Source organism: Geobacillus sp. WSUCF1 (assembly GCF_000422025.1).
GTDB lineage: Bacteria > Bacillota > Bacilli > Bacillales > Anoxybacillaceae > Geobacillus > Geobacillus zalihae.
Genome location: NZ_ATCO01000085.1, coordinates 1 through 12686 on the forward strand (window position 1 = coordinate 1; position 12686 = coordinate 12686).

A 12686-nucleotide genomic window follows, 5' to 3' on the forward strand; every position below is an offset into this window, starting at 1 on the left:
GAAGGAGGACGAAGTCCGTTTGCACTTCTGGGGAGTTGCAAGCCCCCACTTCAAGCGTTCGCGAAGTGGGGGTAGTTGACGCATCATAGAAGGATGGTGCTGCGCAAACAACACCCGGGAACCGCCGGCTGGGCGGGGCTTTTTTGTCGTCATCTTGCCGGGAGAACGGTGAAATCACATTTTGCTTAAACGGCGGCATAGGATTATGTTATACTAACAAATATTAAGGGACACGAAATACATCGTTCGCAAGGGGGATCGGTATGGGAGCGGAGCAGCAGCCGCTTATGGCAGAACAAAAAGAAAAAATATGGACGAAAGATTTTGTTTTGATTTGTTTGGCCAATTTTTTTGTGTTTCTTGGGTTTCAAATGACGCTGCCGACCCTTCCGCTGTTTGTCGAGCATTTGGGCGGCAACGATCAGCTGATTGGCGTTGTCGTCGGTGTGTTTACGTTTTCGGCGCTCATCGTCCGTCCGTTCGCCGGCCATGCGCTTGAGACGAAAGGCGCCGGTTTGTGTTTTTATTGGGGCTTCTCATTTTTGTCATTTCTGTCGGTTCCTACAGCTTGATCTCAAGCATTTTCCTTCTCTTTTTGATGCGGGTCGTCCAAGGAATTGGCTGGGGGTTTTCGACAACCGCTTCCGGAACGGTGGCGACGGACATCATTCCAGCGAGCCGCCGCGGGGAAGGAATGGGCTATTACGGGCTGTCGGGGAATATCGCCTTGGCGTTTGGTCCGTCGCTTGGACTTGTGCTTGCCGCTATGATTCCGTTTAGCCATCTGTTTGCCATTTGTGCGGCGCTTGGAGTCGCTTCGGTGCTGTTTGCCGCCGCGATCACGTATAAAAAAGCGGAAGCCGTGCATGGCAAAGGGGCGAACAGATGGGATTTGTATGAAAAAAGCGCTTTGACCCCGTCGTTGCTGTTGTTTTTCTTGACGGTGACGTTCGGCGGCATCGCCTCATTCTTGCCTCTATATACGGCGCAAAAACAGATCGGCGGCCTGCAGCTGTACTTTTTGCTTTACGCGCTGGCCTTGATGGTGACGCGAACGTTCGCTGGCCAGTTGTATGACCGAAAAGGGCATCGAGCCGTCTTTCTCCCTGGTGCGGGGCTTATTTTGCTGGCGATGCTTCTTCTCGCTTGGCTGCCGGGAGAATGGGCGTTGCTTTTGGCGGCGGTGCTGTACGGTTTCGGCTTTGGCATGGTGCAACCGGGGCTGCAGGCGTGGTCCGTCGAGCGGGCGCCTGCCCACCGCAAGGGAATGGCGAACGCGACATTTTTCTCGTTTTTTGATTTAGGGGTCGGCGTCGGGGCGATGGTGTTTGGCCAAATCAGCCATTGGTTCGGCTATCCGAGCATTTATTTAGCTGCTAGCGGTTCGGTGCTCCTTTCGATGCTTGTCTATCTGTCGGTCTTGCATAAAGAACAATCGCTTCGCCCCAGGGAACGAAAAAACGCTTAGGGATAACCCCTAGGCGTTTTTTCTGCCCAGCGGCGCATCGAAACGGCCTTTGAGAGCGGCTCGTCACCGCCGGGAATGCACTTCGTAAATGGCGAATTTTAAGTAGTCGCCTTCTTCCGCGGCAAGGAGTTTCGGGTGGTCGTAGCCGGCGCCGTTCCAATATACTTGGCGCAGCACTTTTTTCGCGTCAAATGCGGCATCAGCGATCATCTCTTGAAATAGGTGCGGGCGGACGTGGTACGAGCAGCTTGATGTGACGAAAAAGCCGCCGTCTTTGACAAGCTTCAATCCGTTTAAGTTAATGTCTTTATAGCCGCGCAGCGCCTTCGGGACGGCATGGGCCGATTTCGCGAACGCCGGCGGGTCGATGATGACAACATCCCACTGTTTGCCGGCGCGCACCGACTCGCGCAAATAGTCGAAAGCGTTGGCGACGACAAATTCAACGTTCGTGAATCCGTTTAACGCGGCGTTCCGTTTCGCCGTTTCGATGGCATGTTCAGAAATATCGACGGCAGTAGCATGTTTTGCCCCATACAGACAAGCGTTTAGCATAAACGAGCCGGTATGGGTGAAGCAGTCGAGCACGGTCGTCTCCGGGCCGATGAGCGGACGAAGAGCGGCGCGGTTTTGCCGTTGGTCGAAGAAAAAGCCGGTTTTTTGTCCGTTTTCAATATCGACGATGTATTTCACGCCGTTTTCCTCGATTTCGATTTCCGTTTCCGCTTCTCCGTACCAAAAGCCTTTTTCTTGTTTGAGGCCTTCAAGCTCGCGGACGGACACATCGTTGCGCAAATAAATGGCCCTTGGGGCAAACACGTCAAGCAAGCCGCGCAAAATCCAGTCTTTCCGCCTTTCCATGCCGAGCGCCAAAATTTGCACAACAAGCACATCTTCATATTTGTCGACGATCAATCCGGGCAAAAAGTCGGCTTCGCCATAGACGGCGCGGCAGGAGCGAACGCCGGGAATCATCCGTTCACGGTACGCCCACGCCTGACGGATGCGGTCGATGAAAAAGCGCTCATCGAGTTCATCGTTTCGGTTTTGCGTCAAGACGCGGACGATGATTTGCGAAGCGGGGTTGATATATCCTTTCGCCAGCCAATAACCTTGATGATTGTAAACGTCAACGAAGTCGCCCGGCGTCGCATCGCCTTCGATGCGGTCGACTTCACTTCGAAAAATCCATGGATGCCCTTGCTCAAGCCGTTTTTTCCGTTCTCTTTTCAGGATGACCTTCGCCATCGTTTCCACTCCCATTCCGTCGTCAATTGCTGCGTTTCCATCATAGCGGATTGCAACGCATAGCGCAACGTCGGAGAAAAAAAGATTGACAATCGTTCGTGCCATGGTATGATTAAGTGTAAAGAAAACTGAAAATTGCACCATCATCCACTAGGGGGGCCTTTAGAAAGGCTGAGATCAAAGTGTGCCTTTGAGACCCTTAGCACCTGATCTGGGTAATGCCAGCGTAGGGAAGTGGAGGAGCAGCACAGCAAGGCTAGGCTTTGCCTTGCCAACGTCGCATGCCCACGCCGCTTTCTTTACGCCAATCGGCAAAGGAAGCGGCGTTTTTATTTTGCCAAAAAGGGGGAAAACGAATGTCATTTGCCAAACAATTGCGTCAAGCGGCCGATCCGATCTGGCAGGCGAGTTTCCGCCATCCGTTTGTTCAGGAGCTTGGCCAAGGGACGCTTGCGCGCGAGAAGTTTCGCTATTACGTGATGCAAGATGCCTATTATTTGCGCCATTTTGCCCGCGTGCAGGCGATCGGGGCGGCGAAATCGCCGGATTTGGCGACGACAGCCCGGTTGGCGCACCATGCACAAAGCACGTGCGAAGCCGAGCTGTCGCTGCATGAAACGTTCGCCGAGCTCTTGGGCATTACGGAAGAGGAAAGGGCGGCGTTCATTCCGGCGCCGACGGCGTACGCCTATACGTCGCACATGTACCGCGCGGCGTACGAAGGGCATCTCGGTGATGTTATCGCCGCCATTTTGCCGTGCTACTGGCTGTATTACGAAATTGGCGAGCGCTTGAAAATGTGCCGCCCGAATGATCCGATTTATGAAAAATGGATCGGCACCTACAGTTCGGACTGGTTCCGCTCGCTTGTGGAAGAGCAAATCGCGCGGCTTGACGACATCGCTGACGAGGTCACCGAAGAGGATCGCCATCGGATGAAGCGGCATTTCCTCATCAGCAGCGAATATGAGTACGAGTTTTGGGAGATGGCGTATCGGCTTGAGCAGTGGCCGTCGGCTGAATTGGCGGCGAGCCGTTGACGCAAGACAAGGAGGAGAACAGGATGGAAGTGAAGACAAAAGGGTTAAAATTGGCGGATATTTTAACGACGATCGTCATTGCGATTGTGTTTGGCATTATTTACAAATTATGGGCCCCGCTATATAGCGCGGTGGGAGCAGTAGGGTTTCATCTCGATCAACTCATTTACGGCATGTGGTTTATCGCCTCCTCGCTCGCTTATTTGCTCATTCGCAAGCCAGGGGTGGCGTTGCTCGCGGAGATTGCGGCTTCGTCCGGCGAGCTGATCATGGGATCGCAATGGGGGCTTGAAGTGCTCATTTACGGGGTCGTTCAAGGGCTGTTTGCCGAGCTCGTCTTTGCCGCCTTCCGCTATCGGCGCTTTGATGTGTTCGTTGTATCGCTCGGCGCGGTCGGGGCGACGATTGGCTCGCTCATCATGGACTTTTACAAAGGCTATATTGAGGCGCTCGCCCCATGGAATATGGCGCTCTTTTTGCTGGCGCGTTTTATCGGCGCCATCCTCATCTCCGGCGTGCTTGCTGTTTCATTGGCGAAAGCGCTCGAAAAAACCGGAGTGACGCAAATGTGGCGGCCGGCCTCGAAAGACGATTACGATGCATTGAACCGGTAAGGCGGCGAATGGCGATGAAACAAGCAATTGCGATTGATCGGCTGCGCCTGAAATTTCCCGGGAGCGACGGGCTGCTGTTTCGCGACTTGTCGCTTTCGATTGCCGAGGGGGAGAAAGTGCTCCTCCTTGGTCCGTCGGGATGCGGCAAGTCGACATTATTGCAAGTGATGGCTGGCATCATTCCCCACTCGATCGATGTGCCGATGAAAGCGGAGCGCCTTAAGCGGCCGGAACGGTGGGGCTATGTTTTCCAAGATCCTGATGCGCAATTTTGCATGCCGTATGCGGACGAGGAAATCGCTTTTGCCCTCGAAAATCGAAGCGTGCCGCGCCACGAGATGCCCGTCCGCATCCGTGCGCTGCTGAACCAAGTCGGTTTGGAGATCGCTCCGCATACTGATATTCATACGCTTTCCGGCGGGATGAAACAGCGGTTGGCGCTCGCTTCGGTGCTGGCGCTTGAGCCGGATGTCTTGTTTTTGGATGAGCCGACGGCGCTGCTTGATGAAGAAGGGACGAAGGCGGTATGGCAAACGGTGAAGAAGGTGGGCCGCGGCAAAACGGTCATCATCGTCGAGCATAAAATTGACCATGTGCTCGACTTTGTGGATCGCATTGTCTTGTTCGGCCGCGATGGGCGCATCATCGCCGACGGCGAGGCGAAGGCGGTGTTTTCCGACTATAAAGACGTCATTGCCGCTGAAGGGATCTGGTATCCAGGCGTCTGGGACGACTATGACCGGACGGCAAGGCAGCGAACTCGCCATCAAGGCGAGGAGCTTCTTCGCCTCGACCGTTTTCGCGGGTTCCGCGGCCGGGAGGCGAAAATCTATGTTCCTAAAGCAACGGTGCACGCCGGCGAATGGATTGCCGTCACCGGAAAAAACGGCGCCGGTAAAAGCACGTTGCTGCACGCGCTTATGCAACTCATCCGCACGGACGGAGAGTATATGCTGCTAGGCGCCGACATCAAGCGGCAACACCCGATCTACCGCCATATTGCGTTTGTTTTCCAAAATCCGGAGTGGCAATTTGTCGCCCATTCCGTCCGCGAAGAGCTCGCCTACTCGCTTCGGCTTGAAGGGCGGCCGGAAGCGGAAATCGAGGAAACCATCACCCGCCTGTTGCGTGAATTTGACCTTGTTGAGCAGCAAGACCAGCACCCGTACCAGCTGTCAGTCGGGCAAAAACGGCGGCTGAGCGTGGCTGCTTCGATCGTCGCCGGCCAACGCCTCTTTTTGCTTGATGAGCCGACATTTGGGCAGGATGCGAAAAACACGTTCGCGTTGCTGGCGATGCTTGAATCATACCGTGAGCAAGGGGCGGCGATCATCATGGTCACCCACGACGAGCAAATTGTCCGTCGTTTTGCGACGAGACGGTGGGTCGTTGAAGATGGAGCGCTTGTTCGCGATGAGCGCCTTGCTGCTGTGGAGCCTGTATTGGCCGAAGGAGGAACATGGCGATGAACTGGGACATTCAGCGCCGTGAAACATGGCTTTATGAAGCGAACCCGAGTTTGAAGCTCATTGTGCTCGTCATGCTCTTTTTTGCGGTGTTGTTCATTCATAACCCGAACGTGCTGATTAACGTTTCGCTCGCTCTCTTCGTTTTGTTTTGCTTTGGCACCGGCTATCCGGCGAATGTGTTGTTTTGGCTGTTTTTGCCGTTTTTCCTCGTGTTTGTTTCGACGGCTTCATCGATGATGATGTTTGGCGAGGGAACGACGACATGGTTTCGCTGGGGGCTCATCCATGTTACAGCGGAAAGTTTTTGGCGCGGGGTGCACATCGGGTTTCGCGCTTTGGCGCTTGGGCTTCTCGGCTTGATTTTTTCGCTGACGACCCGGCCGGTTCCGTTGTTTTATTCGCTCATGCAGCAGTTGAGACTGAAGCCAAAGTATGCGTACAGTTTTTTGGCGGCCGTTCGCCTATTGCCGATTATGCTTGAAGAGTTTCAGGCGATCCGCTATGCGTTAACAGTGCGCGGCGTGCCGAATAAGGCGTCCTCAGCAAAATGAAGCGCTACGCCATTCCGCTGTTGTCGCAAAGCATCCGCCGCGCCCAGCGCATCGCCGTGGCGATGGAAGCGAAACAATTTTCCGGCAGCGGGCGGCGCACGTTTTATTATGAAATCGGGTTCGGCAAATATGATATTTGGCTTGTCGCCTTGTTTGCCGCTTTGATGTTCGCCGCCTACTATGTCGGTGTTCATTATCCGTATATTTCTATAAGCGATGTACGGTAGAAAGAAAGGGATGGCGATGGGGGTTCTCCATTTCGTTTCCACCGGGCGTCAGACGGTTGACGAATTCGCCGCGATTTGTGCGCACACCCATCCGTATGCCGACCTGATTCATATTCGCGAAAAAGGGAAGACGGCGCGTGAAGTGGCGGCGTTTGTCGCGGCACTGCTTCGCGTCGGGGTGCCGCTGCAAAAAATCATCGTCAATGACCGGGTTGATGTCGCCGCTGTCTACGGTGTCAAAGGTGTGCAGCTTGCTTATCACAGCCTGCCGGTGCGCGCCGTCCGCCGCTCGTTTCCGGACTTGACGGTTGGTTGCTCGGTGCACGGGTCGGAGGAGGCGAAACAAGCCGAACAGGATGGCGCTCACTTTTGTTTGTATGGCCATATTTTTCCGACGGACAGCAAGCCCGGTTTGCCGCCGCGCGGTCTGGACTCGCTTGCGGAAATCGTGGCCGCCGTGTCCATTCCAGTCATCGCCATCGGCGGCATTCACGCCGGCAACGCCCGTCGGGTGCTGGAAGCGGGCGCAGCCGGGGTGGCAGTATTGTCGGCTGTTTTTTTCGCTGCTGACCCCGTTGCTGAGGCCAAACGGCTGGCAGACATCGTGAAAGGGAGGGGATAGGGGATGACGCATTGGTATGACGTCGCCATCGTCGGCGGCGGAGTGATTGGGGCGGCCATCGGTTTTGAGCTCGCCAAGCGGCGGCATCGCGTCGCCATTTTTGAAAAAGGAACGATGGGAAGCGGGGCGTCAAGCGCGGCAGCCGGCATGCTTGGGGCGCAATCCGAGTTTTCGACGTCAAGCCCGCTTGTGCCGCTTGCCTTGCAAAGCCGAGCTCTCATGCCGGCCTTGGCTGAAGAGCTGAGGGAGAGGACCGGCATCGATATCGGCCTTGTCGAAAAAGGATTGATCAAACTAGCGACAACGGAAGAGGAAGCAGACGATCTCTATCGCCATTATACATTTTGGCGGGGCATAGGCGAACCGGTGCAGTGGCTCACGAAAGGGGAGGAGCTTGAAATGGAGCCGCGTCTTGCGGCGGAAGCGCTTGCCGGCGCGATGTACATCCCTGGCGATGGGCAAGTGAGCGCTCCGGATTTGGCCGCCGCTCTCGCCTATGCCGCCGCCTCCGCCGGCGCTTGTCTGTACGAGTATACGGAAGTGTTCGACATCCGTTCCGACAGCAGTGGGCATGTGGTAGACACAACAGGCGGGACGTTTGCCGCCGAGGCGGTCGTCATCGCTTCCGGCGCTTGGGCGGCGCGGCTCGGCGCGCGGGTCGGGCTTTCGCTTTCCGTTTATCCGGTCAAAGGGGAATGCGTCATGGTGCGCACTCCGGTTCCGTTGTTAAAAACGACTGTATTTGCGAAAAACGGCTGCTACATCGTTCCGAAATCAGGAAACCGGCTGCTCATCGGAGCGACGTCCACGCCCGGCACGTTCGATCGGCGCGTATCGGCCGGTGGGGTGATGAACTTGCTTCACCGCGCCGCCAGTCTTGTTCCGGACATTGAACAGGCGGAATGGGTGGGGGCATGGAGCGGCATTCGGCCGCAGACCGAAGACGGCTTGCCTTATCTAGGCGAGCATCCGGAGCGGCGCGGCTTATTCGTCGCTGCCGGCCATTACCGGAACGGCATTTTGCTCAGCCCGTTGACCGGTCTGCTTGTCGCCGACTTAGTGGAGCGGAAAGAGACGGCGTTTGACCTTGCGCCATTTTCGTTGACACGCCATATCGGAAAGGTGGGGGTGGAATGACGTTAGTGATTAACGGGGAGGCAGTCGCCGTGCCCGACGAGGTGAAAACGGTGGGCGATTTGCTTGCCCATTTCCGGCTTGAGAACAAGCTTTGCATCGTCGAAGTCAATGTCCGCATCATCCAAAAACATGAGTATGAGACGAAGGCGCTATGTGATGGCGATCGCGTGGAAATCGTTCATTTTGTAGGAGGCGGTTGAGATGTTGAAAATTGGCCCATATGAATTCTCTTCGCGGCTGTTGCTCGGCACGGGCAAATATCCGAGCTTGGACGTGCAAAAAGAAGCGGTGGAAGCATCAGGGGCGGAAATTTTAACGTTCGCCGTCCGGCGGATGAACATCTTTTCTCCGGAGCAGCCGAACTTTTTAGAGCAGCTCGATTTAAGCAAATATAAGCTTTTGCCGAACACCGCCGGGGCGAAAACGGCCGAAGAAGCGGTGCGCATCGCCCGGCTCGCCAAGGCATCCGGATTGTGTGATATGATAAAAGTAGAAGTGATCGGCTGCGACAAAACGCTCCTCCCAGACCCGATCGAGACGTTGAAAGCGGCGGAAATGCTGCTTGAGGAAGGGTTTATTGTGTTGCCGTACACATCCGATGATGTCGTGCTGGCGAAGCGGCTAGAGGAGCTTGGCTGCCATGCGATCATGCCAGGCGCCTCGCCGATCGGGTCCGGACAAGGCATCATCAATCCGCTCAATTTGAGCTTTATCATTGAGCAGGCGAACGTGCCGGTCATTGTGGACGCTGGCATCGGTGGACCGGCGGACGCGGCGCTGGCGATGGAGCTTGGCGCGGATGGGGTGCTCTTGAACACCGCTGTTTCCGGCGCGGCCGATCCAGTGAAAATGGCGAAAGCGATGAAGCTGGCGGTGGAAGCGGGCCGGCTCGGCTATGAAGCCGGACGCATCCCGAAAAAACGGTACGCGTCAGCGAGCAGCCCAACGGAAGGAATGAGTGTTGTTTGAACGAACGGTATTCCCGGCAGCAATTGTTTGCACCGATTGGCGTGGAAGGGCAAAAGAAAATACGGGGAAAGCATGTCGTGTTAGTCGGCGCCGGAGCGCTCGGCACAGGCAACGCCGAAGCGCTCGTTCGCGCCGGCATCGGCAAATTGACGATCATTGACCGCGATTACGTCGAATGGAGCAACTTGCAGCGCCAGCAGCTTTACAGCGAAGCGGATGCGAAGGAGCGGCTGCCAAAGGCGATCGCCGCCAAACGGCGCCTTGAACAAATCAACAGCGAGGTTGAGATCGAGGCCATTGTCGGCGACGCCGGCCCGGAAGAATTGGAAACGATCGCCCTCAAGCAACGTCCTGACTTATGGATCGATGCGACAGACAATTTTGATACGCGCCTTGTCATCAATGACGTTGCCTACAAGTACAACATTCCGTGGATTTATGGCGCTTGTGTCGGCAGTTACGGTTTAAGCTGCGCCTTCATTCCGAACCGCACGCCTTGTTTGTATTGCTTGCTTGAAACGGTGCCGCAAGGGGGATTGACGTGCGATACGGCCGGCATTATCAGCCCAGCGGTGCAAATGGTTGTCAGCTATCAGATGGCTGAGGTGTTAAAAATTTTAGTGGAGGACTGGTCGGCGCTCCGCGGCAAGCTCGTTTCGTTTGACCTTTGGACGAACGAATATGCCGCCATTCGGATTGATGGGGTGAAAAAGGACAGTTGCCCGACGTGCGGACGTTATCCATCTTATCCGTTTCTTTCCTATGAACAACGGACGAAGACTGCCGTCTTGTGCGGGCGCGATTCCGTGCAAATCCGTCCGCCTGCTTTGCGCCAGTACGACTTGAATGAATTGGCGGAGCTGTTTCGCCGCCAAGGGCTTCAAGCGGAAGCGAACCCGTATCTTGTCTCCGTTTCGCTCGGTGACAAGCGATTGGTTGTCTTTCGCGACGGCCGTGCGCTTGTGCACGGCACGAAAGATGTGCAGGAAGCCAAAGCCATTTATTATCGCTATTTAGGCTAAAGCGAGACCCCATGCATTGGCGGCCGCTTTCGTCTTAATATGGCAATGTCATCAAACTGTCAAATCCATGTCCTTCCTCTCCCCTTTTTTTCGCCATCTATATGGTATGATGAAAGCGGGGATGGAAAGGGAGGGAGAAGGAATGGACGAGTGGTCGGTGACGTTCAACATTGCCTCATTGCTTGTTCTTGTGTATTTCATTGGTTCTTGTTGGTTTGAGTCATGATGTGAAGGTGTCCCAAAAGGATCGGGACACCTTTTCTTATTTGTTATTTGCTGTATAAATTCAACACGATCAAAACGATCTATTGCTCCCTGCTTAGGAGAGCACGGTCTTTTAAGACAGCCATGTTTTCATTCAAGAAACTGGATTTATGGTGGAAGAAAAACCGCCAGCTGTAGTCAGTTGGCGAAAAATTTGTTATATTTAAAGTAAGGAGGGCAACGCCGGCTTCCGCCGGCCGCGCGCTCCGTGCAGCCAACGTTGTTTCCATAAGCATGATTCGGCGGAAAAATGGATATGAATAACATCGTCACCATCCATAGGAGTGTGAAGATTCGTTGGAAGAGTGGCCGTTAAGGTTATTCGGGTGGTTTTTCCTCTCCCTGCTTGCCAATGTGCTGTTCGCTTCAGCAGAAGCCGCGTTTTCCCTGGCAAGCAAGGCACGGTTGCGGCATTATGCGGAAGAGCATCTGCACAATAAGCGCCTCCAAGCGGTGATCGGTCAGCTTGACCGCGTGTTGTTGGCGCTTGCTGTGGCCAACCGCTTCACCAACGTCGTGACGGTCGTGCTGTTTACGGACATCGCCGTTTCGTTGCTTGGGGAACAGATGGGCTTGTTTGCCACGCTGGCGGTGATGACCGTATTATTTGTCGTCTTCGGTGAAATTTTGCCAAAATCGATGGCGAAAGAGCATGCGGAGCAGCTCGCCATCCGATACGCCAGTCTTGCCTATGCGCTGATGAAGTTGATGACGCCGGTTACGGCGTCGCTCCAAGCCTTAAAAGATCGAATCGCCAAGAGGTTCGCCAATGGGGTGGCTGTGCCGGCTGTGACGGAGGAAGATATTAAAGTGATGGTTGAGCTGAGTGAAGAGGAAGGGGTCATTGACAACAAAGAAAAAGAATTGATCCAACGTTCGCTCGATTTTGATGAAATTTTGGTCGGAGAAATTTTCACGCCGCGCGCTGATATGGTGGCGGTGGAAGTGAACCAGCCGATTGAAGAGATTCGCGACGTGTTTTTGGAAGAGAAATATTCCCGCATCCCGGTTTATGAAGGGGATATTGACAACGTGATCGGCATTTTGTCGGAAAGCGACTTTTTCAGCGAGCTTGTGCAAAAGCGGGAGGTGCGCATCCGCGATTTGTTGCGCCAGCCGTTGTTCGTTGTCGAGTCCATGAAAGTGTCCGATCTCCTGCCGGAGCTGCAAAAAAGCAAAGTGCATATGGCGATCGTCGTCGACGAGTTTGGCGGCACCGCTGGCTTGATTACGCTCGAAGATATTCTCGAGCAAATTGTCGGCGAAATATGGGATGAGCATGATGAGGCGGTGAAAACGGTGCGTCAAATCGACGAGCACAGCTTCGAGTTCAGCGCCGAACTGCCGCTGGATGAATTTTGCGAAGTGATGAACATCGACGTGCCAAAGAGTGAATCGCATACGTTGGGTGGCTGGATTTTTGAGATGTTTGAGCGCATTCCAGCCGTCGGCGAAACGTTGCAATATGGATCGCTGACGTTCACCGTCCGCCAAGTCGACAATCGCCGTATTCGCAAAGTGCTTGTCTCATTGAGCCAACCGCTTGCCGAGCAGGCGGGAGGCGCCTGATTCGCTCCCCGTTTCCATATGAAAGCGCCCCGGGCTGACGGCCCGGGGCGTTTGCCATCTATATGAAGTTGTTCGTTAAGGCGGTTATTGAATGTTGCCGAATTGGCCGCCAAGTTGTTGCTGAGCCATGGCGACAAGACGTTTCGTAATTTCGCCGCCGACCGAACCGTTCGCGCGAGAAGTCGTGTCAGCGCCGAGGTTCACACCAAATTCTTGGGCGATTTCGTACTTCATTTGATCAATGGCTTGTTGAGCACCAGCGACTAACAATTGGTTGTTGTTATTGTTGCGTGCCATCGTTGATCATCTCCTCTTAAAAATTTTTGATGGTTGGGGTGTTGGATTTGCACCAACACTTCACGCTGCAAGGCATGTGCCAAGCTTGGCTGAACCCACCGGCCCACCCGCTTTTGGCTTCGCCAGCGTCACTGTTGCAACGGATGGGTGGTTTCGCTGGCGGTACTCATAGTTTGGGACGTTTTTTGC

11 protein-coding genes, 2 pseudogenes and 1 riboswitch are annotated in these 12686 nt (G+C 54.7%); of the genes and pseudogenes, 11 read left to right on the forward strand and 2 right to left on the reverse strand.

Annotated elements, in window-relative coordinates; all coding sequences use genetic code 11:
- The first annotated feature begins 263 nt into the window (after positions 1–263).
- A pseudogene (locus I656_RS0115660) lies at positions 264–1468 on the forward strand (MFS transporter).
- 63 nt (positions 1469–1531) lie between these two features.
- Here the strand turns inward: I656_RS0115660 and I656_RS07415 are convergent.
- Entirely contained in the window at positions 1532–2716 is a 1185-nt protein-coding gene (locus I656_RS07415) for a class I SAM-dependent rRNA methyltransferase (RefSeq protein WP_033005731.1), read from the reverse strand.
- Between the two features lie 142 nt (positions 2717–2858).
- Positions 2859–2966, forward strand: a riboswitch (TPP riboswitch).
- A gap of 106 nt (positions 2967–3072) precedes the next feature.
- Here I656_RS07415 and tenA point away from each other — a divergent pair.
- From tenA to I656_RS07375, 10 genes and pseudogenes are all read left to right on the forward strand, one after another.
- The gene (gene tenA / locus I656_RS07410; RefSeq protein ID WP_033005719.1) at positions 3073–3756 is read left to right on the forward strand and encodes a thiaminase II; all 684 of its coding nucleotides are present in this window, start codon (positions 3073–3075) and stop codon (positions 3754–3756) included.
- A 23-nt stretch (positions 3757–3779) separates the two neighbouring features.
- The gene (locus I656_RS0115665) at positions 3780–4370 is read left to right on the forward strand and encodes an ECF transporter S component (protein ID WP_033005720.1); all 591 of its coding nucleotides are present in this window, start codon (positions 3780–3782) and stop codon (positions 4368–4370) included.
- Between the two features lie 14 nt (positions 4371–4384).
- Positions 4385–5839: an ABC transporter ATP-binding protein gene (locus I656_RS07405; RefSeq protein WP_015374013.1), complete on the forward strand. Its 1455-nt coding sequence runs from the start codon at positions 4385–4387 to the stop codon at positions 5837–5839.
- Positions 5836–6617 (forward strand): annotated as a pseudogene (locus I656_RS0115670) (energy-coupling factor transporter transmembrane protein EcfT). Before I656_RS07405 ends, I656_RS0115670 begins: the two are co-directional and overlap by 4 nt.
- A 16-nt stretch (positions 6618–6633) precedes the next feature.
- Positions 6634–7239 carry a thiazole tautomerase TenI gene (gene tenI / locus I656_RS07400; RefSeq protein ID WP_013146260.1) on the forward strand — a complete coding sequence of 202 codons (606 nt, stop codon included), beginning with the start codon at positions 6634–6636 and terminating at the stop codon, positions 7237–7239.
- A gap of 3 nt (positions 7240–7242) precedes the next feature.
- Complete coding sequence (thiO, locus tag I656_RS07395) at positions 7243–8376, forward strand: glycine oxidase ThiO (protein ID WP_020755220.1); 1134 nt, start codon at positions 7243–7245, stop codon at positions 8374–8376.
- Positions 8373–8576, forward strand: coding sequence for a sulfur carrier protein ThiS (gene thiS / locus I656_RS07390; RefSeq protein ID WP_020755221.1), 204 nt, complete (start codon positions 8373–8375; stop codon positions 8574–8576). The genes thiO and thiS overlap by 4 nt, the downstream gene beginning before the upstream one ends.
- Position 8577: 1 nt before the next feature.
- Positions 8578–9345 carry a thiazole synthase gene (locus I656_RS07385; RefSeq protein ID WP_013146257.1) on the forward strand — a complete coding sequence of 256 codons (768 nt, stop codon included), beginning with the start codon at positions 8578–8580 and terminating at the stop codon, positions 9343–9345.
- Positions 9342–10367, forward strand: coding sequence for a thiazole biosynthesis adenylyltransferase ThiF (locus tag I656_RS07380; RefSeq protein ID WP_015374017.1), 1026 nt, complete (start codon positions 9342–9344; stop codon positions 10365–10367). Before I656_RS07385 ends, I656_RS07380 begins: the two co-directional genes overlap by 4 nt.
- A gap of 561 nt (positions 10368–10928) precedes the next feature.
- The gene (locus I656_RS07375; protein ID WP_015374018.1) at positions 10929–12200 is read left to right on the forward strand and encodes a hemolysin family protein; all 1272 of its coding nucleotides are present in this window, start codon (positions 10929–10931) and stop codon (positions 12198–12200) included.
- A gap of 84 nt (positions 12201–12284) precedes the next feature.
- Here the strand turns inward: I656_RS07375 and I656_RS07370 are convergent, their stop codons facing one another.
- Complete coding sequence (locus I656_RS07370; RefSeq protein WP_011230133.1) at positions 12285–12497, reverse strand: alpha/beta-type small acid-soluble spore protein; 213 nt, start codon at positions 12495–12497, stop codon at positions 12285–12287.
- Between the last annotated feature and the right edge of the window lie 189 nt (positions 12498–12686).